The following is a 25,294-nucleotide window of genomic DNA, read 5'->3' as shown; positions in this document are numbered from 1 at the left end:
AGGAGCCTCACATGATCCCAGACCTGACCGCGAGGCGGCATACGATCGGGCAGCACGCGCACCGGGCGCCCGATCCCGCACCCATCGAGGAACCGCCGCCCGACCCGTTCGAGCCCGCCGACCCGCACCAGCCGCCCATCCGCACGCCGCAGAACGACGAGCCGCCGGTCGATCCGAACCCGAGCGTAACGTTCCACTAGGCCAGCCGCGCCGCGTGTTCCTGCAGCAGGTCGGCCAGCAGGTCCGCCATCAACGTCACGCGCGGCGAGCGGCGCACGTCCGGATGCACCGCCAGCCACAGCGGGCGGCTCAGCACGTGGCCGTGGTCCGGGTGCAGCACCAGCAGCGGATCGCCGCGGCCGAGGAAGTGCGGCAGCACGGCGACGCCGAGGCCGGCGCGGCACGCGGCCACCATCGCGGCCGCGTCATTGGTCCAGAACGCGTACGCGCGTCCGGCAGCGAATTTCGCGAGCCAGGCCTGCTGCGGCGTGTCCTTCATCGCTTCGCCATACCCGATGAACTCCCATTCGTCGGGCGGACGCTCGAACCAGCCGGGCGCCGCATACAGTCCGTAACCCATCTGCGCCAGCGGTCGCGCGGCCAGTCCCGGCTGCCCGGGACGCGCCATGCGCAGCGCGAGGTCGGCCTCTCGCCGGTACAGGTCGGCCTGGCGGATTTCGCCGATGATTTCCAGCGTGAGCGCGGGCCAGCGCGCGCGCAGCGCGCCCAGGTGCGGCACGAGGAAGCTGCTCGCGAACGTGGGCGGCGCGGACAGCCGCACGACGCCGCGCAGGGCGGACGCACCCGCGCCGGCGCGCGCGAAGGCCATCGCTTCGTCTTCCACCCGGCGCGCCTGCGTCAATAATTCCTCGCCTTCCATGGTCAGCGCCCAGTGCTTCGGCAACCGGTCGAACAGGCGCACCCCCAGTCTCGTCTCGAGCATGCCGATGCGGCGCGCGACGGTCGAATGCTCGACGTCCAGCACGCGCGCCGTCGCGCTCAGCTTGCCCTGGCGGGCCAGTTCGACGAAGTAGCGGATGTCGTCCCAGTCGAGTGGTTGACTTATCGATTTTTGCACGGTCAAAGGCGATTTTTTGGGATTTCGGACGATTTTTGATCAATCTACCATGGGGCTTCCATCAACAGGAGAATGACATGGACGAATTGATCGAACACGTGCGCATCCACCGCCAGGGCGGCGCGGACCAACTGGAAACCGGGCGGCTCGCCGTCGCGCCGCCGGCGGCCGGCGAGGTGCGGGTGCGCCAGCTGGCCATCGGCGTGAACTTCCTCGACGTGTATCACCGCAACGGCACCTATCCGCTGCCGCAACTGCCGGCCACGCCCGGAGTCGAAGGCGCCGGCGTCGTCGAGGCGCTCGGCCCCGGCGTGACCGGCTTCGAACCGGGCCAGCGCGTCGCGTACACGGGACTGCTCGGCGGCTACGCGGCGGTGCGCAACGTGCCGGCCAATCGCCTCGTCGCGGTGCCGGACGCCGTCTCCCTGGATGCCGTCGCCGGCGGCCTGCTGCGCGGCCTGACGGCGCACATGCTGTTCGCGCACGTGCGCCCGCTCCGTCCTGGCGATACGGTCCTCGTGCACGCGGCCGCCGGCGGTCTCGGGCTCGTGCTGACGCAGTGGGCGAGTGCGCTCGGCGCGCGCGTCATCGGCACGGCCGGCAACCGCGACAAGGCCGCGCTGGCGCTCGCGCACGGCGCCGAACGCGTCGTCCTGTACCGCGACGAGGACTTCGTCGCGGCGGCGCGCGAGTTCAGCGGCGGGCGCGGCGTCGACTTCGCGATCGACGGCATCGGCGGCGCGACCCTGCTGCGCACCTTCGACGCCGTGCGCCCCTACGGCATGGCGGCCAGCGTGGGCCAGGCCGGCGGCAGCATGGAACCGGTCGACCTGCTGCAGATCGGCAAACCGCGCGGCATCGCGTTTGCGCGGCCGAGCGTGATGCAGTTCATGACGATTCCCGGCCTGTACCAGGAAGGCGCGCAGGCCACGCTGGCGCGGCTGGCGGCGGGCCTGCGCGTGCCGGTCGGGCTGGACCTGCCGCTGGCGCGCGCGGCCGAGGCACATGCCGCGCTGGAGGCGGGGCAGACGAGCGGCGCGGTGCTGCTGAGGCCGCGCTAAAAAAGTGCTTGACCAACCAATAACCGCTTGGTTATGATTTGATTCATAGCCAGCCGGTTATTGATTGCCATGACAGACACCCACGATATTCTTTTCCGGACACTCGGCGACCCCACGCGGCGCGCCATTTTCGAATCGCTGTGCCGCGACGGCGAGCAGACGGTCGGGGCCCTCACGGCCCGGGCCGGCATCTCGCAGCCGGCCGTGTCCAAGCACCTGGGGCTGTTGAAGCAGGCGGGGCTCGTGCGCGACCGGCATGAAGGACGCCAGACGCACTACACCGCCCAGCTGCAGGCATTGGCGCCGCTGGCCGACTGGACGAATCAAATGGCCCGGTTCTGGGAGAGCCGGTTCGATGACCTGGAAGACCTCTTGAAAAGGATGGACCAATGAACGATACCTCGCTCCACACGCGCACCGTCACCGTCGAACGCGAATTCGCGCATCCGCCGGAAAAGCTCTGGCGCGCACTCACGCAGCCGCACCTGATCGAAGCGTGGCTCATGAAGAACGATTTCGTGCCCGCCCTGCATCACCGCTTCAAGCTCAGCGCCGACTGGGGCGCCGTCGACTGCGAGGTGCTGGAGATCGAACCGAACCGTTCGCTGTCGTACACGTGGGCCGCGATGGGCCTGGACAGCGTCGTCACCTGGACCCTGACCCCGGCCGGCGCGGGCACGCACCTGAAAATGGAGCAGACCGGCTTCCAGCCCGGCCAGGATGCGGCCTACAATGGTGCGAAGTACGGCTGGAACAAATTCACGGCCGCCCTCGACGAGGTGTTGGCGAAGCTCGACGACTGAACCAAAGGAGGCGACATGAAGCAGGAGAATGCATCCACGGACCTGCCGGCGTCCGCACTGATCGACCGCCGCATCGCCGACCTGGGTGACTGGCGCGGTGCGGCGCTGGCCCGGGTGCGCGCGCTGATCCACGAAGCGGTGCCCGGCGTCGTGGAAGAATGGAAGTGGATGGGGACGCCCGTATGGTCCAGCGGCGGCATTCTCTGCACGGGCGAGTCGTACAAGTCGCACGTGAAGCTGACCTTCCTGAAGGGCGCATCGCTGGAGGACCCGTCCGGCCTGTTCAACTCGAGCCTGGACGGCAACGCCCGGCGCGCGATCGACATCCACGAAGGCGAAGAGCTGGACCCGGCCGCGTTCCGTGCGCTCATCCGCGCCGCGGCGGCGCTCAATGCGGCCAAGGCGAAGCCGAAGCGCTCGAAGGCCGCTGCCGCGTAACTGATCATCGTGGGCTCGGGGAGCCCACCCTACGTCGAGCGGACCGTAGGGTGGGCACCCCGTGCCCACCAGATCAGTCGAACGCCCAGGAGTACAGCACGTCCAGCGCCGTGTTGGTCCCGGTCTGCAGCTGCAGGGTGATGCGCGGGTTGATCTTGTAGCGCACCCGCACGACGCTCGATGCGGTCGCGGCGCCCTGTTCGAAGCTCAGGTACAGGCGCGACGAGATGCGCTTGCCGACCGTGACCACCGTGTTTTCCAGGCCGGACGCCTGGCCCGCGCCCTGGCGCACGCCCAGTTCGTCCACGCCCAGCGAGTTCGCCAGCTTGCTCGTGATCCCGCCCGTGCCGCCTTTGCCGCCCAGCAGGGCGCCCGCCGCAGCGCTCAGGACGTCGGCCTCGCTGCCCGTCGTCGCTTCCATGCCGTGGCCCAGCACGAGCCACGAGAGCTTGTCGCTGTCGGACACGTTCGGCGTCGACACGAGCTTCGCCGTCGGCGCCAGCGCCGTGCCGCGCACCTGCACGCCCGCTTCCACGTTCGTCTCGTTCAGCTGCTCGCCGTCGGGACGCTTGCGCACCGCGAGGATGTCCAGCGACGGGTTGTCGTACGGGCCGCTGAACGTGATCACGCCGCGCTCGATCGCCAGGCGCTGGCCGTAAGCGGCATACGTGCCGTTGGCGGTGCGCACGGTGCCGTTGACGCGGGGCGGGCGGTCGCCCACCTTCAGCACGTGCACGCTGCCGGTCAGGTAGGCGTCGGCGCCCATGCCGCGCAGGTGGAAGTCGTCGCCCAGGTCGGCCGTCAGGTCGATCGTCAGCGGGACCGCGCCTTCCTTCTTCGCCGTCGTCGGTGCCGCATTGCCGCGGCCCAGGACGATGACGTCGTCCGAGATCGTCGGCCGGTCCTGCGGCGCCAGTTCGACGAGCGCGCGGTCGGCCTTGAAGTTGCCTTCGACCCGGAACTGGTGCGCGTCGCGCACGACGCTGGCCTGGCCGCTGAGGACGACGGTTCGGTCCGGGCGCGACAGCGCTTCCAGCTTGTCCGCGACGAGTTTCAGGTTCATCGTCGCTTCGCCGCCGGCAAAGCGCACGAAGCCGTCCGCCGTCGCGTGGCCGCTGTTGCCTTCCAGGGTCAGGCGCTGCAGCTGCAGCTGGTCGCCCGCGAGCTGGGCACGCAGCTGGCCGTTGCGCAGGCGGACGCCCTGGTCCGGCCAGCGCACGGCGAGGCCGTCGCCTTCGATATTGCCGTTCAGGGTCGGCGCGCCGACGGTGCCCGTGCCGTTGATCGCGAGGCGCAGCGCGCCGTCCACTTCCAGGCCCGGCTGGCCGAGCAGCGGCGATACCCACGACAGCGACGCGAGGCTCGCATTGGCCGTCAGTTTCAAGGGGCTGTCGTTGTCGACGCGGCCCTGCAGCAACTGCGCGGTGGCGTCCACATTGGCCGTGCCGATGCGCGTGCCGTCCAGCGCGAACCGGCTGCGCAGCGCGCCGCCGGCGACGTCCGCGCGCAAGTCCAGTTGGCGCAGGCCCAGCGCGATCGGCGAGATGTCGCCCGCGATCAAATCTCCCTTTTCGCGGAACACGTGCACGCTGCCCGCGAGCTGCGGCACGGCGCCGGCCGCAGTGGGCGCGCGCAGGTCGATCGCCCATTGCGCGCCGAGCGTCAGGTCGCCGCGCACGTTCTGGCGCATCGCGTCCGACGCCTGCGCCAGATAGTTCATCGGCACCCCGGTGGCGCTGCCGCGCGTGTTCCAGCGCGGGCCGATCTTGGCCAGCGAGTCGATCGTGACGGAACCGGCGGGCAGCCGGATCGTCGCGCCGCTGAGCGCGATCTGCTCCGGTTTCGCGAGGCCCGCGAGGCCGCTGCCGGGCGCACCGGCGATGCGCAGCGGCGTGGGCGCGGCCAGCGTCATGGCGTAGCGCCCGCTGTTCTTCAGCGCGTCGACCGTGCCGTTCCATGTATTGCCCGTCAGGCCGCCGTGCACGGCCAGCGCGGCGTCGAAGCTGTCGCCGCGTGCCGCGGCCTGGATCGTGTGCGCGCCGCGCGTGCCCGTCGACGTCAGGCGCGCGGACGCGATCTTCGTTTCGCCGACGTTGCCCAGCTTGTCCGTCGTCGTGCTCGCGTAATCCGTCACCGACACGTCGAGCGCGAGCGGATCGGCGGCACCGCGGCCCGCGCCCAGGTTCGCCGTGGCCTTCAGTGCCTTGACCGACTGCGTGCCCATCGCGCGGATGTTCTGGCCCTCGATGGCGGCCGTCAGCGACGGCATGTCCATCGTGCCGGACAAGGTGCCGGACCCGCGCAGCGCGCCGCCGAAGTCCGGGCCCAGCGCGGCCAGCTGCGGCGCGTCGATGCGCCAGTTCAGCGTATCGCGCCCGCTGCCGAACGCGCCCTTCGCGGCGACGACGTTGCCGCCCAGGTGCAGGTCGACGTCGGCGTTCGACACATGGCGCTTGTCCGCCGCAAGCCTGGCGTGGCCCCACAGCGGCGATTTCGACAAGGTGGAATCCTGCAGCGCCAGGTCGACGGCGCCGCCCATGTTCGCGCCCGTGCGGCCGCTGGCGGTGAAGCCGCCGTTGATGCTGCCGGCCAGCGGCGAGCCGAAGGCGGCCGGGTTCAGGCGCTGCATGTCGCCCTTGGCCGTGAGTTCGACGCTGCGCGCGCCTTCTTTGCCGGACAGCCAGGCCTCGCCGCTCGCATGCACGGAACCATTGTCGTTTTTCCGTTCGCGCGGCACCCAGCCGAGGTTGCGGGCGTCGACCTCGAACGTCGTGCGCGGCGCTTCCATCGTGCCGGTGACGACGCCGCTCGCGAGCACGGCGCCATACAAATCGCCGCGCAGCGCCGAGAGCTGCTTGCCGTCGACCTTCCACGTCAGTCGTTCTCCCGGCTTGCCGAACGCACCGCGCAAGTCGACCGTGTTCTGGCCCAGCGCCAGCGTCGCATCGACGTCGTGCACGTGCGTGGCATCCGCGTCCAGCTTGCCGCGGCCGGACAGCGGCTGGTCGAACAGCCGGCTCGGACGCACGGCGAAATCGGCCGCGACCTTCCACTGCGGGGCGAGCGCGCCGGCCGCGTTGATCTCGGCATTGATGTCCGCCTGCGGGAACTTGCCGAAGTCGGCCGGGTTGAAGCGGCTCACCACCGCATTCGCCTTGAACGGCTTGCTGTCCTTGAGGTTCGCATTGCCCGTGATCCGCACGCTGCTCTTGCCCGCGGTCAGGCGCGCATCGCGCACGGTGAGCACGTTGTCGGCCAGCGCGGCCTGGGCGGCGAGGCGCAGGCCCGCGTCCGACAGGTTCACGTCCAGCGTCTGCGTGTCCTTCGTGTTGGCGACCTTGATGTCGCCCGCGATCTGCGTCGGCTTCATGCTGCCGTAGACGTCGTGCAGGTCGAAGCGGTCCGTGTGCAGCGCGAATTCGGCCGTGCCGAGGCCTTGTTCGTCCGGACCGCGCTGCACGCTGCCGCTGCCCGTGAAGCGGCCGGCGCTGCCCACGTCGATCAGCACGTCGGTGATGCGCATGGACGTCAGGCTGCCACCCAGCTGGCCGCGCATCGCCCGCAGCGGCAGGCGTTGCTGGTCGAGCGTGCCGACGGCGCCGTCGTTCGTCAGGTTGACGGTGCCGGCGATGTTGCGATTCGGGTCGAGGCGCACGGCCACGGCCAGGTTCAGGTCCGCGCTCGGCAGCGTCGGGCTGAAGAACCCGGGGTCGATGTTGTGCGCGTCGAGCGTGAACGCCTGCAGCGGGATGTCCGCGAACGGAGACATCACGATCTGCGCCTTGCCCTGCGCGCGCGCGGCCTGGCCGGTGGCGTCGATGACGGTCTTTTGCAGGTCGCCCGACGCGTGCAGTTTCAGCTGCGCGCCCAGGCTCGGCGGCGCCTCGGTCTGCGCTGGCGCTGCGGGCTGCGACTGCGTCAGGCTCGCATCCGCATCGAGTTTATACGGCAGCGTGTTCGCGATGCCGCCCTTGGCCGCGACCTGGCCCCAGGGCGTGTTCGCGGACGCGTAGTCGAGCTTCCACTGCGCCTTGTCGCCGTGCACGCGCACGCGGATGTCGTCGATTTCCGTCGTCGCGCCCTTGTTCACGAAGATGGCTTTCGCCAGGCGCGCATCCTCCACCGCGATCTTGAAGGGCGGCGCGAGGCGCGTGGGCATCGTCGTCGGTTCCGTCGATTCCTTCAGCGTTTCCACGCGCACCACGCGCGCGTACAGCTTGTCGATCTCCACGCCGCGCGACAGGTATTGCCAGGGCTTCCAGTCGATGTCGATGTCGTCCGCGGTCGTCACGGACGTCTCGCTGCGGAACACGACGTGGCCGATGTGCATGTGGCCGTACAGCGAACCGGAGACGCCGGACAGGGTCAGCTTGCCGCCGCTCGCGTTGGCGACGCGCTGGGCGATCATTTGCAGGGTGGTCTCGCGGCCCAGGTACCAGACGGCGCCGCCCAGCACGACGCCGACGACGACCACGCCGATGCCGACGCGGCGCGGCCAGCGGCGCACTGGCGCCGGGGTTTGGGGCGTTTGTTGATCGGCTTCCATCAGAACGTGAATCCCAGTGAGAAATGCAGGCGGACTTTATGGACCGCCTTGCCGTAGGCGACGTCGACGTTGATCGGGCCGACGGGGCTGCGCCAGCGCGCGCCGACGCCGTAGCCGACCTTCGGTTTCAGGTCATGAAAATTGTCGCCCGCGTTGCCGACGTCGTAGAACACGGCCGCGCCCCACGGCGGCTTGAACCAGTAATCGTATTCGGCGCTGCCGGTGAGCAGGTAGCGGCCGCCCGTGATGGCGGACCCGACCGGCACGCCCAGCTGCTGGTAGCCGTAGCCGCGCACGGACTGGTCGCCGCCGGCGCGGAACAGGAATGTCGACGGCACGCCGTTCTTGTCCTTGGAGCCGACCGCGCCGAATTCGCCGCGCATGATCAGCGTCCCGGACTCGCCGACCGGCTTGTAGACGAGGCCGCGTGTGTAGACGCGCACGAATTTCTCGTCCGTCAGCACGGGCAGGAAGGCGCCGCCGACCTGCGCGTTGACGATATAGCCGCGCGACGGCTGCACGAGGCTGTCCAGCTTCCGCCTGGTGATCGAGAACGTCAGCGGCACGCTTTTTACACGCGTGGTCGGCAGGTCGTCGATGGTCACCTGTTCCGTCAGCGCTTCCAGCGTGAGCGTCTTTTCCAGCAGCGGCGAACCCCACGCGCGCTTGGCGTGGATGCTCGTCGTGCGCGTGATCTGGCCGTTGGCGTCGAGGCGGTCGTAGCCGGCGCCGAAGCTGTTGTTGTAGCCGCCCGTCGTCGTCGGCAGGTAGAACTCGGCCTTCGCGGCCTGGTGCTTCTGTTCGTACAGCACGTTGCTCTTCATGCGCTTGCCGAACACGTTCAGGTCGTCGTACTCGGCCTGCGTGCGGGCGCCCGTGTTGGTCGAGAAACCGACGCCGAGCGCCACGTTCTTGCGTTTGTTTTCGGTGACGCGCACAAGGACGGGCAACGTCGCGGGCCCGGACGGCGGCTGCGGCGTCGCGCCCTCGTTTTCCTTGAGGTCCCGCACTTGCGACGCGATCACGGACGACATGTCGGCGCTCACTTCCACGCTGGCGAAATAACCCGTGTCCTGCAGGCGGCCCTGCAGCGCCTGCAGCACAGCCTCGTTGTATTCGTCGCCGGGGCGGATCGTGTTCAGGTTCGTGATCACGCTGGCCGGATAGCGCTGCAGGCCCTCGATCTTGAGTCCGCCGAAGCGCGCGTCCGGGCCGCTGTCGATGACGACCTTCAGCAGTGCGCGGTGCGTGTCCGGATCGACGGTGGCGGAAGAATCGAGCAGTTGCGCGCGCGGGAAGCGCGATTGCGCCACCTGGCGCACGAGGCCGCGCTTGGCCGCTTCCCAGTCCGCCGTGCGGAAGCGCGCGCCGACGGGGAGGGTCCAGCGGTTACGGAGGGCGGCCGCGTCGATCGGGGCGCTGCCCTTGTCGAACGGGACGAAGCCGCGCAACTCGATGTCGACGTCGCCCACGACGACCGGCTCGCCCGGTTCGACGTCGACGAGCGCGCGCGGCTTGGCGCCCGACGTGTCGAGGTCGGCGGACACCTTCGGCGTGTAATAGCCTTCGGTGGCGACGAGGGTCTTGATCTGCTCGGGCGTCGTGCGTACGAGGCGCAGCAGCTGCTCCATGTCGAGGCGCGGGTTGCCGCGCCAGCGCATCAGGTCGAGGTTGTTTTCCAGCAGGTCGCGCAGCTGGCGCGGCGCGTCGATGCGCACGTCGTAGTCGATGGCTCGAGAGGGTGCTTCGGGGGGAGGCTGATCCTGCGCGGCCGCGACCGGGACGACACACAGCGCGTTCACGGCCAGCACGATTTGTGCCAAAATTCGTGGTCGCGCCGGCGCCATCGCCGTGCATGGGTCGGGTCGTGCGGAAATCATGTCGCTCCATTCGTCAATTTGCCGGGCACATCTTAACTGATTGTCAAATAAGATGGCGGACGACTCAGCGACGACGTCATTACAGGAACCCATCATGCACCAACCCGATACCGCCCTCGTCCTGTTCAGCGGAGGACAGGATTCCACCACCTGTCTCGCATGGGCGCTGCAACGCTACGCGCACGTGGAAACCATCGGCTTCGACTACGGCCAGCGCCATGCGATCGAACTCGACGTGCGCGCGCCCGTGCTCGCGAAGATGCGCGCGCTGTCGGCCACCTGGGACCAACGCCTCGGCGAGGATCATTTGATCGACCTGTCGCTGATCTCGCGCATTTCCGACACGGCGCTGACCAGCAACGTCGAGATCCAGATGCAGGCCAACGGCTTGCCGAACACCTTCGTTCCCGGCCGCAACCTGCTGTTCATGACGGTGGCCGCGACCGTGGCGTACCGCCGCGGCCTGACTGTGCTCGTGGGCGGCATGTGCGAGACGGATTTCTCCGGCTACCCGGACTGCCGCGACGACACGATGAAGGCGCTGCAGGTCGCGCTGAACCTGGGCATGGCCACGCGCCTGAAGGTCGAGACGCCGCTGATGTGGATCGACAAGAAGCAGACGTGGCAACTGGCGGAGCAGTGCGGCGGCGAGGCGCTCGTCGACCTGATCCGCTTCGACACCCACACCTGCTACCTGGGCGAACGGGGCGCCGCGCACGCGTGGGGCCATGGCTGCGGCAAGTGCCCGGCGTGCGAGCTGCGTGCACGCGGCTACGAGCAGTACGCGCGGGAGCGCCTGGGTAGCTGACATGCGCCTCGCCCTGCTGACCGACCTGCACGCGAACCGCGAGGCGGTGGAAGCCTGCCTCGCGCACGCGGAACGCCAGCACGTCGACCAGTACGCGTTCACGGGCGACTTCGTCGGCTACGGCGCCGATCCGGCCTGGGTCGTGCGCACCGTGATGGAGTACGTTGCGCGGGGCGCCGTCGCGGTGCAGGGCAATCACGATGTTGCCGTCACGCGGCCGTTGAATCCGCGCATGCATGCGGAAGCGCGCGAAGTCATCGCCTGGACGGGCGGCCAGCTGGAAGCCGGGCAGCTGGCGTTCCTGGCCGCGCTGCCCCTCGTCCAACGACACGGCAACGCGTGCTTCGTGCATGCGAGCGCGCATGCGCCCGAGCGGTGGGAATACGTGACTGGGACCGAGGAGGCCGAGCGCAGCATCCGCGCCAGCGGCAGCCGCATCGTGTTTTCCGGCCATGTGCATGCGCCCGCGCTGTACCGCCGTGCCGACGACGGCCGCATGGGCCGGCACGTGCCGCAGGCCGGGGAGGTGATCCCGCTGCAGCCGCAGCACCAGTACCTCGTGCTGCCCGGCGCCGTGGGCCAGCCGCGCGACCAGAACAACGCGGCGTGCTATGCGGTGTTCGACGATGCCGCGCGCGAAATCCAGTATTTCAGGGTGCCGTATGACCACGGCGCGGCCGCGCGGAAGGTGATCGCGGCCGGGTTGCCGATCGTGTTCGCGATGCGGTTGGTGGAAGGAATTTGAAACGCCAACACGTGGCAAACGTCACGCGTGGGCACGGGGTGCCCACCCTACCAGTTAGACTGGCTGCTGCATGATGCGGTGCTTGCGCGAGCGGCTCACGAAGAACCACACGATCGCCAGCGGCACCAGCAGCGGCAGCAGCAGCGGCGAAATCAGCAGGGCCAGCACGCAGGCACCCAGGGCCAGGGCGCCGATGACCAGGACGCCCACGCCGGCGAACACCACGGCGAGCACGGCGCCCACGAACAGCATGATCAATCCGGCCAGCAGCATGCCGCCGCCCGCGAAGACCGTCGCCAGCACGGCGCCCAGCGGCCCGCCGATGTCCTCGTCGCCGATCGTGACGACGCTGTCGCCGAACGTGAAGACGTTCCAGACGAGCAGGGCGAACAGGAACAGGATGATGATGGCGGCAGTCTTTTTCATGATGGGTTCTCGGGGTGTCGTTGATCGGATGGTCGTACTGTATCCATACGTCCCGATGCGCTCCATCTGACTGCGACAAACTGCATGTTTCGGGGGCCGGAGCGTTGCAAAGGCTGACGAACGGCGCTGGCCCAACCAGCGTCGGTTATCCCTCGTCCGCGTCGAACCGGCTGCGCACGTAGTCGATGTGCGTCTGCATCGCCGTGCGCGCTTCTTCCGGGCGCCGCGCGCAGATCGCGTCGCAGATCGTGCGGTGCTGCAGCGCCAGGATTTCCGACACCGATTGATTCAGCTCGCGCAAGCCGTCGACGTTGCGGATGATGTGCTCGCGCATCATCTTCGTGACGCTGCTGTGCAGGTGCAGGAACATGCTGTTGCCCGAGGCCTGGGCGATCGCCTCGTGCAGTTCGACGTCGATGCGCGATTCGGCGGCATGGTTGCTGTCCCGGCGCGCCTGGTCGAGCCGCGCCATCGCGCCGCGGATGCGTTCCAGGTCGTCGTCCGTGCCGCGCAGGGCGGCGAAATAGGCGGTGGCGCCTTCCAGCACGCGCCGGAATTCCAGGATGTCTTCGCGCCGCGCGGGGCTGTCGGCGATCAGTTGGCCCCACGGCGACGTCGCGCCCGTGCGCAACTGGTCCGACACGAACACGCCGCTGCGCGGCCGGATGCGCACGAGTCCCCGCGCCCCCAGTTGCTGGATCGCCTCGCGCACCGTGTTGCGCGACACCCCGTAACGCTCGGCCAGCTCGCGCTCCGACGGCAGCTTCGAGTTGGCCGGGAAAGTGCCTTCAAGCAATGCCTCTTCAAGTTTGCTGGTGACCGACTTGACCTGTCCCACGACTTCTCCTGCTCTGGCCCAACCAGTTTGTGATGCCCTGAGAATACTGGAAAGATCTGACAACTAAAAGAAAAAACACAATCCCTTTTGGAGACATTGCATGACTCGCAACGTGTATCTGTTCGGTACGTGTGTGATCGACCTGTTCATGCCGCAGGCCGGGCTCGACGCCGTGCGCGTGCTGGAAGCGGCCGGCGTCACCGTCCACTACCCGCGCGGCCAGAGCTGCTGCGGACAGCCCGCCTGGAGCAGCGGTAACCCGGACGAGGCCCGGGCCGTCGCGCGCGCCCAGCTGGACCTGTTTCCCGAACCCTGGCCCATCATCGTCCCCTCCGGCTCGTGCGCGGGCATGATGCGCAAGCACTGGCCCGAGCTGTTCCGCGCCGACCCCATCGTCGAAGCGCAGGCGCGGGCCGTGGCGGCACGCGTGGTCGAGTTCGGCGCCTTCCTGCTGCACGTCCTGGAGTGGAAGCTGCCGGCCGGGGCGCCCGTGGTGCCGGAGGAGGTCGTCCTGCACACCTCCTGTTCCGCGCGGCGCGAGATGGGCACGCGGGCCCATGGCGTGGCGCTGGTCGACGCGGTGCCCGGCGTCACGCGCGTGGAGCACGAGCGCGAATCCGAATGCTGCGGTTTCGGCGGCTCGTTCTCGATCAAGCACGCGGACATTTCCGGCGCCATGGTCACGGACAAGGTCGCGTCCATGCGCGCGACGGGCTGCCGCCGCGTCGTGTCGGCCGATTGCGCCTGCCTGCTCAACATCGGCCACGCCGCGCAGCACCAGGGCGCGCCGCTCGCCGTCGAGCATCTGGCCAGCTTCTTGTGGCGCCGAATTGGTGGCGCGGGAGAACAGGCATGAGCGCACGCGACCGCATCCTGGGCCGCCTGCGCGCGGCCGCTCCGCACGGTGCGGACACCCACGATCTCGAACACCGCATCGACGCCCATTTCGACGCGCGCCGCGGCGCCGCGTCGCCACACGTTCTCGCTCAGCGCATGCAGGCCGCGCTGGAGGCCGTGCGCGCGCAGGCGTGGTGCGCCCGGGCCGACGAATGGCCCGCGCTGCTAGCGCAACGCATCGCCGACGCGGGCGTGCGCCGCATCCTCGTCGACAGCGCGAGCGCTGAAGGCCGCGCCCTGCGTGCCGCGCTGCCGCCGAGCGTCGAAGCGCTCGCCTTCGACCGTCCGCTGGAAGACTGGAAAGGAGAACTGTTCGGCACCGTCGATGCCGGCTTCACCGTCGCCCGTTCCGGCATCGCCGCCACCGGCACGCTGGTGCTGGCGCCGGATGCGGCGTCTCCGCGCACCGTGTCGCTGGTGCCGCCGCTGCACATCGCACTCGTCCACGCGCACACCCTGCACGCCGACCTGCACCAGGCGCTGCACGCGGAGCGCTGGCAGGACGGCATGCCGACCAATCTCGTGCTCGCGACGGGGCCATCCCGCACATCCGACATCCAGCAGACCCTGGCCTTCGGCGCGCACGGTCCGCGCTGGACGTGGGTCGTCATCGTCACCGGGGAGAGCGCATGACCACGTCCCCCTTGCAGTTCGTCCCGTCCCGGGATTTCCACGCACGCAGCCGCGCGGCGCTGGACGATGCCCAGCTGCGCCAGAGTTTCAAGGGCGCGATGACCTTCCTGCAGGACAAGCGCCGCAGCCAGTTCGGCGACGACGACGAGCTCCAGCGCCTGCGCGACCTCGGCGAAGCGGTGCGCAAGAACGCACTTGCAAAACTGCCCGCGCTGCTGGAACGGCTGGAAGCGAAGCTGACGGCGGCCGGCGCGACGGTCCACTGGGCGGCATCGCCCGAGGAAGCGAATGCGATCATCCACGGCATCGCCACCGCGCGCGGCGCGCGGAGCATCGTCAAGGGCAAGTCGATGGCGAGCGAGGAGATCGAGCTGAATCACTACCTCGAGGCGCGCGGCATCAAGTGCCTGGAGTCGGACATGGGCGAATACATCGTCCAGCTGGCGGGCGAAAAGCCGTCGCACATCGTGATGCCGGCGATTCACAAGACCCGCGCCGACATCGGCGCGCTGTTCGCCGAGCACATTCCGGACACGGAATACACGGAAGACGTCGACCGCCTGATCCAGACCGGACGCCATACGTTGCGCAATGCGTTCGTCGAGGCCGACATCGGCCTGTCCGGCGTGAACTTCGCCGCGGCCGACACGGGCACCCTGTGGCTCGTCGAGAACGAGGGCAACGGCCGCCTGTCGACCACCGTGCCGGACGTGCACATCGCCATCATGGGCATCGAGAAGGTCGTGGAAAAGCTGGAGCACATCGTGCCGCTCGCGAGCCTGCTGACGCGCTCCGCGACGGGGCAGGCCGTCACCACGTATTTCAATTTGATCTCGGGCCCGCGCCGCGCCGGTGAGCTGGACGGCCCGCGCGAACTGCACCTCGTCCTGCTCGACAACGGCCGCACCCAGGCCTATGCCGACGAGGAGCTGCGGGCCACGCTGCAATGCATCCGCTGCGGCGCGTGCATGAACCATTGCCCCGTCTACGGCCGCATCGGCGGCCATGCGTACGGCACGACGTATCCGGGGCCGATCGGCGCGATCCTGTCGCCGCACCTGCTGGGCCTGGAGTCGACGGCGGATCTGGCCACGGCCTCGAGCCTGTGCGGCGCGTGCGGCGACGTCTGCCCCGTGCGCATCCCGATCCCGCAACTGCTCGTGCGCCTGCGCACGGAAGCGAACCGCAATCCCGACGCCGAGGTCGAACATCCGCTGCGCGGGCAGGGCGCCAGGTACAGCCGCGGCGAGCGCCTCGTCTGGCGCTTCTGGCGCGGCGCGTTCGGCCGGCCCGGCGTGTACCGCATGTTCCGCTGGGCGGCCACGCGGCTGCGTGTGCTGGCACCGAAGGACCAACTGGGCTGGACGAAGTATCGAACCCCCCTCGAACCGGCGCCGCGCAGCCTGGCCGACCTGCTGCGCGACAGAAATCAGAAAACGTAGGGTGGGCACTCCTGTGCCCACGCGTAACGCGGGCATCGCGCGAACGTCACGCGTGGGCACGGGTGCCCACCCAACGATAAGAATTCAATCAATCAAGGAGACGTAGATGGTATGGCAACAGGTTTATGATCCGTTCGGCAGCATGGCCCTATCGACCCTGCTGGCCGCGATCCCCGTGGTGGTGATGCTCGCCGCGCTCGGCTTCTTCCACATCAAGGCGCACATCGCGGCCGCGCTCGGCCTCGCCGCGGCGTTCTGCGTGGCCGTCTTCGCCTACTCGATGCCGGCCGCGATGGCCGGCAAGGCCGCGCTGCTGGGCGGTTTCACGGGCCTGCTGCCCATCGGCTGGATCGTCCTGAACATCATCTTCCTGCAGCAGTTGTGCGAACAGAACGGCAGCTTCAAGGTGCTGCAGGCCTCGCTGTCCGGCATCACGAACGACCGCCGCCTGCAACTGCTGCTGATCGCGTTCTGCTTCGGCGCATTCTTCGAGGGCGCGGCGGGCTTCGGCACGCCGGTCGCGGTCACGGCCGGCATCCTGATCGGGCTCGGGTTCTCGCCGCTGGCCGCGTCCGGCCTGTCGCTGATCGCGAACACGGCGCCGGTCGCCTTCGGCGCGCTCGGTTCGCCCGTGATCACCTTGGCCAAGGTGCACGGCTACGACCTGATGGAAGTCACGGCGATGATCGGCCGCCAGCTGCCGTTCTTCTCGCTGCTCGTGCCGTTCTGGCTGATCTGGGCGTTCGCCGGCCGCAAGGCGATGTGGGACATCTGGCCCGCGATCCTCGTGACGGGCCTGTCGTTCGCGATCCCGCAATTCCTCGTGTCGAACTTCATCGGCCCGGAACTGGTGGACATCATCGCGGCCCTCGTGTCGATGGCGTCGCTGATCCTGTTCCTGCGCGTGTGGCAGCCGAAGACCGTGTGGACGTCGGCCAGCCTGAAGGACCGCGAGGCGGAGACCGCGCCTCATCGTACCAAGAGCGCCGAGAGCGCCGAACGGTACACGCGGGCGGAGATCGTGCGCGCCTGGACGCCGTGGCTCATCCTGACCGTGTTCGTCTTCATCTGGGGCCTGCCGCCGGTGAAGGCGTATTTCAACACGCTGTTCGCGCCGAAGTTCCCGATGGATGGCCTGCATAACCTGGTGATGCGCGTGCCGCCAGTGGTGCCGCACGCCGAGCCGGAATCCGCGATCTACGTGTTCAACCTGCTGTCGGCGACGGGCACCGGCATCCTGTTGTCGGCCATCGCCGGCGCGCTGTTCATGCACTACAGCATCAAAGCGATCGTGCGCACGTTCTTCCGCACGCTGTGGCTCGTGCGCTACTCGCTGCTGACCATCGTGCTGATGCTGGCCCTGGGCACGCTCACGCGCTACTCCGGCACCGACACGACCCTGGGCCTCGCCTTCGCCAACACGGGCGCGCTGTACCCGTTCTTCGGCACCCTCATGGGCTGGCTCGGCGTGGCGATGACGGGTTCCGACACCGCGTCGAACGTGCTGTTCGGCGGCATGCAGAAGGTGGCGGCGGAGCAGCTGGGCCTGGCCCCGAACCTGATGGGCGCCGCGAACAGTTCCGGCGGCGTCATGGGCAAGATGATCGATGCCCAGTCCATCGTCGTCGCCTCCACGGCCACGCGCTGGATCAACCACGAAGGCGACATCCTGCGCTTCGTCTTCTTCCACTCTCTCGCACTGGCCGTGCTGGTCGGTGTCATGGTCACGCTGCAGGCGTATGTGTGGCCGTTCACGTTGCTGGTGATCCGATGAATGCTCCCGTCTCTCCCGAAACCCGGGCCGTCAGCCAGCGCGAGGCCGCAGCCGCGCCGCTGGCCGCGCTTCTGGCCGTCCTGCCGGACCGCTGCGTGCGCTCCGACCCCGAGGAAACGCGCCCGTACGAATGCGACGGCCTCGCCGCCTACCGCCAGATGCCGCTGATCGTGCTGCTGCCCGAGAACGAGGCGCAGATCATGGCCGCCATCGCCGTGTGCCGGCAATTGAACCTGCCGATCGTGCCGCGCGGTGCCGGCACCGGCCTGTCCGGCGGCGCAATGCCGATCGCCGGCGGTGTCGTGCTGTCGACGGCGCGGCTGAACCGGATCGTGAAACTCGATCCGTACGCCCGCACGGCCGTCGTGCAGCCGGGCGTGCGCAATCTCGCGATCTCGGAAGCGGCCGCGCCGCACGGGCTGTATTACGCGCCCGATCCGTCGTCGCAGATCGCGTGCACGATCGGCGGCAACGTCGCCGAGAACTCCGGCGGCGTGCACTGCCTGAAATACGGTCTCACCGTGCACAACGTGCTGCGCGTGCGGATGGTGACGACCGAGGGCGAGATCGTCGAACTGGGCAGCGAGGCGCTGGACGCGCCGGGCCTCGACCTGCTCGCGGTCGCCATCGGGTCGGAAGGCATGCTCGGCGTCGTGACCGAGGTGACGGTGAAACTGGTGCCGAAGCCGCGCGTGGCGCGCGTCGTGATGGCGTCGTTCGACGACATCGTGAAGGCCGGCGACGCGGTCGCCAACGTGATCGCGGCCGGCATCATCCCGGCCGGCCTGGAGATGATGGACCGGCTGTCGACGCAGGTCGCGGAGGAATTCGTGCATGCCGGCTACGACACGCGGGCCGCCGCCGTGCTGCTGTGCGAATCCGACGGCATCGCCGAGGAAGTCGAGGAAGAGATCGCGCGCATGAGCGAAGTGCTGAGCGAGTGCGGCGCGACGGCGCTGGCCGTGTCGCGGGACGAGGCGGAACGCCTGCGTTTCTGGTCCGGCCGCAAGAACGCGTTCCCGGCCGTCGGCCGCATCTCGCCGGACTATTACTGCATGGACGGCACGATCCCGCGCAAGCACCTCGCCCACGTGCTGCAGCGGATCGAGGCCATGGAACAGAAGTATGGCCTGCGCTGCGCGAACGTGTTCCACGCCGGCGACGGCAACCTGCACCCGCTGATCATGTTCGACGCGAACGTGCCGGGCGAATTCCACCGCGCGGAGCAGTTCGGCGCCGACATCCTCGAACTGTGCGTCGAGGTGGGCGGCACGATCACGGGAGAACATGGCGTCGGCATCGAGAAGATCAATTCGATGTGCGTGCAGTTCTCGCGCGCCGAGCTGGATGCGTTCCTGGCCGTCAAACGCGCCTTCGATCCGGCCGGCATCCTCAATCCCGACAAGGCGATTCCGACCCTGCACCGCTGCGCCGAATACGGCCGCATGCACGTGCGCCACGGGCGGATGCCGTTTTCCAACCTGCCGCGTTTTTAACCATGGATACGACGCGACAAGATTTCGCCGACAGGATCGGTCACGCCACCGGCACCAAGACTCCGCTGCGCATCCGCGGCGGCGGCAGCAAGGACTGGTACGGGCAGGACGTGCAGGGCACGGTGCTCGACACGACGACGTATCGCGGCATCACGGACTATGAGCCGACCGAACTCGTGATCACGGCCCGCTGCGGCACGCCGCTGGCCGAGATCGAGGCGCATCTGGCGCAGCACGGCCAGATGCTCGCGTTCGAGCCGCCGCACTTCGGTCCCGGCGCGACGATCGGCGGCACCGTGGCCGCCGGCTTGTCCGGACCGCGCCGCCGGGCCGCGGGCGCCGTGCGCGATTTCGTGCTCGGCGCCGTGCTGGTGGACGGGAAGGGAGAGACGCTGCACTTCGGCGGCAAGGTGATGAAGAACGTGGCGGGCTACGACGTGTCGCGCCTGCTGGCCGGATCGCTGGGCGTGTTCGGCCTGATCGCCGAGGTGTCGCTGAAGGTGCTGCCGCAGCCCGTCGCCGAATGCACGGTGCGGCTGCACATGAACGAGGACGAGGCGCTGCGCCGGCTGAACGAATGGGGCGGCCAGCCGTTGCCGGTCTCCGCCTCCAGCTGGCACGACGGCGTGCTGACGGTGCGCCTGTCCGGCGCGCGGTCGGCCGTCGACGCGGCGCGCAAGCGCATCGGTGGCGAACTGCTGGACGATGCCGACGGCTGGTGGCGCGCGCTGCGCGAGCATGACGGCGCGTTCTTCGCGGACGCCGACAGCATGTGGCGCCTGTCCCTGCCGACGGTTGCGCCGCCGCTGGCGCTGCAAGGACCGCAACTGATCGAATGGGGCGGGGCGCAGCGCTGGCTCCGCACCGATGCCGATGCGGCCACGGTGCGCGCGGCCGCGGGCAAGGCCGGCGGCCACGCGACGCTGTTCCGCGGCGGCGATGGGAGTGTCGGGGTGTTCCAGCCGCTGGCGCCCGCGGTCCTCGCGATCCACCACCAACTCAAAAATGTGTTCGACCCGGCCGGGGTGTTCAACCGCGGCCGCATGTACAAGGATTTCTAGCCGTGCAAACCAATCTCGCCGATTTCATCCGGGGCACGCGCGACGGCGACGAGGCCGACGCGATTCTGCGCAAATGCGTGCATTGCGGCTTCTGTACCGCCACGTGCCCGACCTATCAACTGTCCGGCGACGAGCTGGAAGGCCCGCGCGGCCGCATCTACCTGATCAAGCAGGTGCTCGAAGGCCGGCCCGCGACCGATAAAACCCAGGCGCACCTGGACCACTGCCTCACGTGCCGCAACTGCGAATCGACCTGTCCGTCCGGCGTGCAGTACGGGCGGCTGGCCGACATCGGCCGGCGCGTCGTCGAGCAGCAGGTCGCGCGGCCCGCGCGCCAGCGCATGCTGCGCACGCTGCTGAAGGAAACCCTGCCGCGCCGCTGGCTGTTCACGCCGGCCATGAAGGCGGGGCAGGCGGTGCGGCCGCTGCTGCCGCAGGCGTTGAAGGACAAGGTGCCCGCGCGGCGAAGCGCGGGCGTGTGGCCGCGCACCGGGCACGCGCACAAGATGCTGTTCCTGGAAGGCTGCGTGCAGCCGGCGATGTCGCCGAACATCAACGCGGCGACGGCGCGCGTGTTCGATGCCGTCGGCGTGCAGATCGTCGCGGCCAGCCGGGCCGGCTGCTGCGGCGCCATCCGCTGGCACATGAACGATGCGGATGGCGGCCGCGCCGACATGCGCCGCAATATCGACGCGTGGTGGCCGTATCTGGAGCAGGGCATCGACACCATCCTGATCAACGCGTCCGGCTGCGGCGCGATGATCAAGGAATACGGCCATGCGCTGGCCGGCGATCCGGCATATGCCGACAAGGCGGCGCGCGTCTCGGCCGCGGCGAAGGACGTCAGCGAAGTGCTGCCCGAGTTCGAGGCCAAGCTGCGGGCGAAGCTCGGAACGCGGGAGAAGGGCGAGCGGGTCGCGTACCACCCGCCGTGCACCTTGCAGCATGGCCAGAAAATCCGCGGCAAGGTCGAGGACCTGCTGCGCGCGGCGGGCGTCGACGTGCGGCTGTGCGCGGACAGCCACCTGTGCTGCGGCTCGGCCGGCACGTATTCGGTGCTGCACAAGGAGGTGTCGCTGCGGCTGCGCGACGACAAGCTGGCGCGGCTGGAAGCGACGGCGCCGGAGCGCATCGTGTCCGCCAACATCGGCTGCATCACGCACCTGCAGTCGGGGACGGACGTGCCGGTGGAGCACTGGGTCGAACTGCTCGACCGCGCGCTGCAGTAGGGCAAAAAGTGGCCGGAAATCAAGCCTTGCAATGCTGGACTCGAGGTCTATACTGACAGCCTGCTCTGTTTGCAGGAGGCTTTCCATGCAGTGTATCCCGTACGCCGCCGGCCACAAGAATCCGCCCTCGGCACCGCCGGCGATTCCACCGATCATCATCAATCCGTTCAAGAGCCAGATCCCCTCGCCGGCGATCGACCCGCGCAGCACGCCGCCCGGCCCACCCATCGTGCCGCCCCGCGGCCCCGACCTGCGCATCATCTAGCGGTACGGAAGCGGCGCTTGTCCAGTGCGCCGCGAACGCCTATGATCTTGCTTCTGGGCGCATGCCCGCACGACCGAGAAAGCAAGAATGAACGACGACTTCCCAGACCACGACGATGATGCTCCCGTGCAGGAGCCCCGTCTGTGGCAGGGCAACGGCTGGACCGCACGCGTCATCAAGAACGAAGACGACGACGGCTGGGCCGTGGCCATGTACAAGGACGGCGAATCCGAGCCGGCCCTCGTCGGCCCCTGGACCATGGGCCGCGACAAGAAAAACCCGAAGCCGCTCGATACGCCGGCTTTCCACACGCTCGTCAAGACGGCGTCCGAAGTGATCCGCCGCCACGAGCAGCAGCTGCACGCGCAATTGCACAAGAGCACCGTCGTCTCGACCGCCGACGGCGAGCTGAAGGTGACGCTGGACATCGTCCCGGACGAGGACAATCCGTATGCGCTGCTGAGCGCGTTCGACGAGATGGGCGAGCGCGTGGCGCAGGTGCGCGTGCGTCCCGATTTCAAGTTGTCGCCGGCGTCGGCGTCGACGTGGGTCGAGAACGACTTCCGCGCCCCGCGGTAGCCGCCACACGTGGCGAACGTCACGCGTGGGCACGGCGTGCCCACCCTACGTATGTATCGCCGTCGTAGCGTGGGCTCCCCGAGCCCACGGAACTTTGTGGTTTTTGGCGACGCAATCTCCGCAACCCGGGCGTGAGCTGATAAGATTTCCCGAGCGTAACTTTTTGTTCGACAAGGGGAATCGATGGAAGACCGTCTCGCCCGCCTGGAAACGGTCCAGGCCATGCTGCTGGGCATCGGGCACCTGTCCGCCAGCTGTACCGACGTCACCGAGTTCATCGGCGCCGTGCACCGCGCGCTGGGCCGCATCATGTATGCGGAGAACTTCTACGTCACGTTGGCCGAGCGGGAAGACGACACAGTCCGGTTCGTCTATTTCGTCGACTCGCGCGACGCCGGGCCGGGCCCCGACGAGCGTGTGACGCTGGCGTCGCCCGACGAATCGCCGACGGCGTGGGTCATGCTCAACAAGCAGCCCCTCGTGGTGACGGGCGACGAAATGCGGGCGCGCGAGAATGGCGGCGTCTGGGGCACGGGCAGCATCGCCGAGCACTGGATGGGTTGCCCGCTGCTCGACCAGCAGCACGAGGCCGTGGGCGCCATCGTCATCCAGAGCTACCTGCCCGAGTACACGTACAGCGAGGAAGACCAGGCGCTGTTCGCGCTGATCGCCAACCACGTGTCGAACGCGCTGCAGGGCCTGCAGAGCATGGACCGGCTCGAGCGCGCCGTGCAGGAGCGCACGCGCGCGCTGGCGCGCGAGGTGGCCGAGCGCCGCCGCGCGGAACAGGTGCAGCATGCGCTGTACCAGATCGCGGACCTGTCGGCCTCCGCCATCGAGACCGACGTGCTGGCGGCCAGCCTGCACGCCATCATCGGCGAACTGATGATGGCGAAGAACTTCATCATCGCGCTCACGCATCCGGACACGGGCGAGATCAGCATCCCGTACTTTGCCGACGAAAAGGACGACGTGCCGCCGCAGCAGCGCTTCCCGTTCGGGATGGGCATGGTGTCGTACGTGCTGCAGACGAAGCAGGCGCAGCTCCACGACGCCGGCAGCTTCGCGCGCCTGCATGCGGCGGGCAGGGTGAAGCACCCGCTGGGGAGCACGGACATCGCGAGCTGGATCGGCGCGCCGATGCTCGTCAACGACAAGGCGTACGGCGTGCTGGTCGTGCAGAGCTATGACCCGACCGTCGTCTACACGAAGGCGGACCTGGACCTGATGGCCTTCATCTCCAGCCACGTGGCGGTGGCGATCGCGCGCATGCAGGCCGACCGCGCCATCCGCAAGGCCAAGGAGCGCCTGGAACAGCAGAACGCCGCGCTCGAACAGGCGCTGCACCAGTTGCAGGAAGCGCAGACGGAACTGGTGCGCAAGGAAAAACTCGCGTCGCTGGGCCAGATGGTGGCCGGCGTCGCGCACGAGATCAACACGCCGCTGGGCATCTGCGTGACGGCCACGAGCCACCTCGTGCAGGAACTCAAGCTCACGCGCGAGGAGCTGGCGGCGGGGGACATGACCCAGGACAGCCTGGAGGCGTTCTTCGACATCGTCGACCAGTCCCTGCGCATCCTGACCACCAACACGCAGCGCGCCGCGGCCCTCGTGCGCAGTTTCAAGCAGGTCGCGGTGGACCAGTCCTCGGACGATATCCGCACCTTCAATCTCGGCACGTATTTGAACGAAGTGCTGCTGTCGCTGCAGCCGAAGCTGAAGGGCCGGCCGCTGGAAGTCGCGGTCGACTGCCCGAAGGACCTGCTGCTGGAGAGTTTTCCGGGCGCGGTGTCGCAGATCGTCACCAACATGGTCGTCAACTCACTGATGCACGGCTTCGAGCGCGACCAGCCCGGCCACATCACGCTCCACGCGGCGCTCGACGGCGACCACGTCGTGTTCGACTACGCCGACGACGGCGTGGGCATGGATGCGGAGACGCTCGCCAAGCTGTTCGACCCGTTCTTCACGACGAAGCGCGGCAGCGGCGGCAGCGGCCTCGGTGGCCACATCCTGTACAACCTCGCGACGAACGTGCTGCAAGGCTCGCTGCGCGTGGACAGCAGCCCGGGGCAGGGCCTGCGCTACCACCTGCGCTTTCCGCGCAAGACCGCCCGGCCCGGGCTGAAGGCTGCCTGATCAGGTCAAACTGTCGGCGATGGCCGCGCACACGCGGTCCACGTCGGCTTCGGTCATCCCGCAGTGCAGGGGGATCGTGACGGTCTCCCGGCCGATCCGTTCCGCGTTCGGGAACTGGCCTTCGCGCCAGCCGAGGCTGCGGCCGAGCGTCGTCAGGTGCGACGGTTCGTACGACAGGCCCGTCGCGATCTCCCGTTCGCGCAGTGCGGCGCGGAAGCGTTGCCGCGTCGTGCCGAGCGCTTCGTACGGCAGCAGCACGCAGAACATGTTCCAGCTCTGGCCCGGCACGCCGCGCGGCGGCAGCACGGCGCCGTCGATGTCCGGGAACACGTCGAAATAGCGCTCGGCCAGCCGCTGGCGCTGCGCCAGGAAGGCGGGCAGTTGCGCGAGCTGGGCGAGGCCGATCGCGGCCGACACGTCCGACATGTTGTACTTGCCGCTCGCGACCGCGACGTCGCGCGTATCGTCCGCCAGGCGCTCGATGCCGTGGAAGCGCAGCACCTCGATGCGCTTTGCAGTCTCGTCGTCGGGCACGACGATGGCGCCGCCCTCGATCGTCGTCATGTTTTTATTCGGGTGGAACGAGAACGTGGCGATGTCGCCGAAGCTGCCGATGGGCTGTCCCTTCCACGTCGAGCCCTGCACGAGGGCCGCGTCCTCGATCACCCGCAGGCCGTGGCGCCGGGCCAGCGCGTACAGCGCGTCCATGTCGCCCAGGGCGCCGGGGAAGTGCGTGGGCACGATCGCCTTGGTGCGCGGCGTGATGGCGGCCGCCACCTGGTCGAGGTCGATCGCGCGCGTGACGAGGTCGCAGTCGACGAACACGGGGCGGGCGCCGACCTTGACGATCATGTTCATCGTCGAGAAGAAGCTTTGCGTGGACGTGATCACCTCGTCGCCGGAACCAATGCCGCACGCCAGCAGCGCCAGTTCCATCGCGCCCGTGGCCGACGTCAGCGTGCGCGTGGGGCGGCCGCCAAAGGTCCCGGACAGCGCGCGCTCGAATGCCAGGACGCGCGGGCCGCTGGCGATCCAGCCGGTCTTCATCGTGTCGGTCACGGCGGCGAGGGTGGCGTCGTCGAGCGCCGGTTGGGAAAAGTTCAGCAGGGTCATGGGCGTCCTTCGGGTGCGTTGTCGGACAGGTATTCTAGTCTGC

Annotated in this window: 23 protein-coding genes; 17 read left to right on the top strand and 6 right to left on the bottom strand. The window is 68.7% G+C overall.

Annotated features, from left to right (window positions below; all coding sequences use genetic code 11):
* Nucleotides 1-11: 11 nt before the first annotated feature.
* Nucleotides 12-200 carry a hypothetical protein gene (locus ACL58G_RS01070; RefSeq protein ID WP_413341096.1) on the top strand — a complete coding sequence of 63 codons (189 nt, stop codon included), beginning with the start codon at nucleotides 12-14 and terminating at the stop codon, nucleotides 198-200.
* On the opposite strand, the gene ACL58G_RS01065 is transcribed toward ACL58G_RS01070, so the two are convergent.
* Nucleotides 197-1,078, bottom strand: coding sequence for a LysR family transcriptional regulator (locus ACL58G_RS01065; RefSeq protein WP_440964685.1), 882 nt, complete (start codon nucleotides 1,076-1,078; stop codon nucleotides 197-199). The genes ACL58G_RS01070 and ACL58G_RS01065 overlap by 4 nt on opposite strands.
* Nucleotides 1,079-1,155: 77 nt before the next feature.
* Between ACL58G_RS01065 and ACL58G_RS01060 the strand changes: the two genes are divergently transcribed.
* The 4 genes from ACL58G_RS01060 (at nucleotide 1,156) to ACL58G_RS01045 (ending at nucleotide 3,380) form a co-directional block, all read left to right on the top strand.
* Nucleotides 1,156-2,139 (top strand): quinone oxidoreductase family protein, encoded by a 984-nt coding sequence (locus ACL58G_RS01060; protein ID WP_440964683.1) that lies wholly within the window; start codon nucleotides 1,156-1,158, stop codon nucleotides 2,137-2,139.
* 69 nt (nucleotides 2,140-2,208) lie between these two features.
* On the top strand, nucleotides 2,209-2,532 hold the full coding sequence (locus ACL58G_RS01055) for an ArsR/SmtB family transcription factor (RefSeq protein WP_025511203.1): 324 nt from the start codon (nucleotides 2,209-2,211) through the stop codon (nucleotides 2,530-2,532).
* Entirely contained in the window at nucleotides 2,529-2,942 is a 414-nt protein-coding gene (locus tag ACL58G_RS01050; protein ID WP_056126802.1) for an SRPBCC family protein, read from the top strand. The genes ACL58G_RS01055 and ACL58G_RS01050 overlap by 4 nt, the downstream gene beginning before the upstream one ends.
* A gap of 15 nt (nucleotides 2,943-2,957) precedes the next feature.
* On the top strand, nucleotides 2,958-3,380 hold the full coding sequence (locus ACL58G_RS01045) for a DUF1801 domain-containing protein (RefSeq protein ID WP_440964680.1): 423 nt from the start codon (nucleotides 2,958-2,960) through the stop codon (nucleotides 3,378-3,380).
* A 73-nt stretch (nucleotides 3,381-3,453) separates the two neighbouring features.
* Here the strand turns inward: ACL58G_RS01045 and ACL58G_RS01040 are convergent, their stop codons facing one another.
* Together ACL58G_RS01040 and ACL58G_RS01035 are read right to left on the bottom strand one after the other, a co-directional pair.
* Nucleotides 3,454-7,926: a translocation/assembly module TamB domain-containing protein gene (locus ACL58G_RS01040; RefSeq protein WP_440964678.1), complete on the bottom strand. Its 4,473-nt coding sequence runs from the start codon at nucleotides 7,924-7,926 to the stop codon at nucleotides 3,454-3,456.
* Entirely contained in the window at nucleotides 7,926-9,806 is a 1,881-nt protein-coding gene (locus ACL58G_RS01035) for an autotransporter assembly complex protein TamA (protein ID WP_440964676.1), read from the bottom strand. The genes ACL58G_RS01040 and ACL58G_RS01035 overlap by 1 nt, the downstream gene beginning before the upstream one ends.
* Nucleotides 9,807-9,900: 94 nt before the next feature.
* On the opposite strand from ACL58G_RS01035, the gene queC reads away from it, so the two are divergent.
* Together queC and ACL58G_RS01025 are read left to right on the top strand one after the other, a co-directional pair.
* Entirely contained in the window at nucleotides 9,901-10,614 is a 714-nt protein-coding gene (queC, locus tag ACL58G_RS01030) for a 7-cyano-7-deazaguanine synthase QueC (RefSeq protein ID WP_413386311.1), read from the top strand.
* Between the two features lies 1 nt (nucleotide 10,615).
* Nucleotides 10,616-11,359: a metallophosphoesterase family protein gene (locus ACL58G_RS01025; RefSeq protein WP_440964674.1), complete on the top strand. Its 744-nt coding sequence runs from the start codon at nucleotides 10,616-10,618 to the stop codon at nucleotides 11,357-11,359.
* 54 nt (nucleotides 11,360-11,413) lie between these two features.
* On the opposite strand, the gene ACL58G_RS01020 is transcribed toward ACL58G_RS01025, so the two are convergent.
* A complete protein-coding gene (locus ACL58G_RS01020; RefSeq protein ID WP_413386313.1) occupies nucleotides 11,414-11,785 on the bottom strand; it encodes a hypothetical protein in 372 nt (123 codons plus the stop codon).
* Between the two features lie 145 nt (nucleotides 11,786-11,930).
* A complete protein-coding gene (locus ACL58G_RS01015; protein WP_413342197.1) occupies nucleotides 11,931-12,623 on the bottom strand; it encodes a FadR/GntR family transcriptional regulator in 693 nt (230 codons plus the stop codon).
* Between the two features lie 100 nt (nucleotides 12,624-12,723).
* On the opposite strand from ACL58G_RS01015, the gene ACL58G_RS01010 reads away from it, so the two are divergent.
* From ACL58G_RS01010 to ACL58G_RS00965, 10 genes are all read left to right on the top strand, one after another.
* Nucleotides 12,724-13,479: a (Fe-S)-binding protein gene (locus ACL58G_RS01010; protein ID WP_413386314.1), complete on the top strand. Its 756-nt coding sequence runs from the start codon at nucleotides 12,724-12,726 to the stop codon at nucleotides 13,477-13,479.
* A complete protein-coding gene (locus ACL58G_RS01005; protein WP_440964672.1) occupies nucleotides 13,476-14,153 on the top strand; it encodes a LutC/YkgG family protein in 678 nt (225 codons plus the stop codon). Before ACL58G_RS01010 ends, ACL58G_RS01005 begins: the two co-directional genes overlap by 4 nt.
* The gene (locus tag ACL58G_RS01000; RefSeq protein ID WP_440964670.1) at nucleotides 14,150-15,595 is read left to right on the top strand and encodes a LutB/LldF family L-lactate oxidation iron-sulfur protein; all 1,446 of its coding nucleotides are present in this window, start codon (nucleotides 14,150-14,152) and stop codon (nucleotides 15,593-15,595) included. The genes ACL58G_RS01005 and ACL58G_RS01000 overlap by 4 nt, the downstream gene beginning before the upstream one ends.
* A 106-nt stretch (nucleotides 15,596-15,701) precedes the next feature.
* Entirely contained in the window at nucleotides 15,702-17,369 is a 1,668-nt protein-coding gene (locus ACL58G_RS00995; protein ID WP_440964669.1) for an L-lactate permease, read from the top strand.
* Nucleotides 17,366-18,865 carry an FAD-linked oxidase C-terminal domain-containing protein gene (locus ACL58G_RS00990; RefSeq protein WP_440964667.1) on the top strand — a complete coding sequence of 500 codons (1,500 nt, stop codon included), beginning with the start codon at nucleotides 17,366-17,368 and terminating at the stop codon, nucleotides 18,863-18,865. Before ACL58G_RS00995 ends, ACL58G_RS00990 begins: the two co-directional genes overlap by 4 nt.
* A gap of 2 nt (nucleotides 18,866-18,867) precedes the next feature.
* Nucleotides 18,868-19,926, top strand: coding sequence for a glycolate oxidase subunit GlcE (glcE, locus tag ACL58G_RS00985; RefSeq protein WP_440964665.1), 1,059 nt, complete (start codon nucleotides 18,868-18,870; stop codon nucleotides 19,924-19,926).
* A 2-nt stretch (nucleotides 19,927-19,928) separates the two neighbouring features.
* Entirely contained in the window at nucleotides 19,929-21,155 is a 1,227-nt protein-coding gene (gene glcF / locus ACL58G_RS00980) for a glycolate oxidase subunit GlcF (RefSeq protein WP_440964664.1), read from the top strand.
* A gap of 85 nt (nucleotides 21,156-21,240) precedes the next feature.
* Nucleotides 21,241-21,420, top strand: coding sequence for a hypothetical protein (locus ACL58G_RS00975; RefSeq protein ID WP_440964663.1), 180 nt, complete (start codon nucleotides 21,241-21,243; stop codon nucleotides 21,418-21,420).
* A gap of 87 nt (nucleotides 21,421-21,507) precedes the next feature.
* Nucleotides 21,508-21,999: a hypothetical protein gene (locus ACL58G_RS00970; protein WP_413386322.1), complete on the top strand. Its 492-nt coding sequence runs from the start codon at nucleotides 21,508-21,510 to the stop codon at nucleotides 21,997-21,999.
* Nucleotides 22,000-22,182: 183 nt separating this feature from the next.
* Nucleotides 22,183-24,138, top strand: a complete 1,956-nt coding sequence (locus tag ACL58G_RS00965) for a GAF domain-containing sensor histidine kinase (protein ID WP_413386323.1) — start codon at nucleotides 22,183-22,185, stop codon at nucleotides 24,136-24,138.
* On the opposite strand, the gene ACL58G_RS00960 is transcribed toward ACL58G_RS00965, so the two are convergent.
* Entirely contained in the window at nucleotides 24,139-25,251 is a 1,113-nt protein-coding gene (locus tag ACL58G_RS00960; RefSeq protein ID WP_440964662.1) for a DegT/DnrJ/EryC1/StrS family aminotransferase, read from the bottom strand.
* Nucleotides 25,252-25,294: the final 43 nt, after the last annotated feature.

It is taken from the genome of Massilia sp. GER05 (genome assembly GCF_052056005.1).
Lineage (GTDB): Bacteria > Pseudomonadota > Gammaproteobacteria > Burkholderiales > Burkholderiaceae_D > Telluria > Telluria orientalis.
This window is presented reverse-complemented; position numbering and strand designations above follow the sequence as displayed.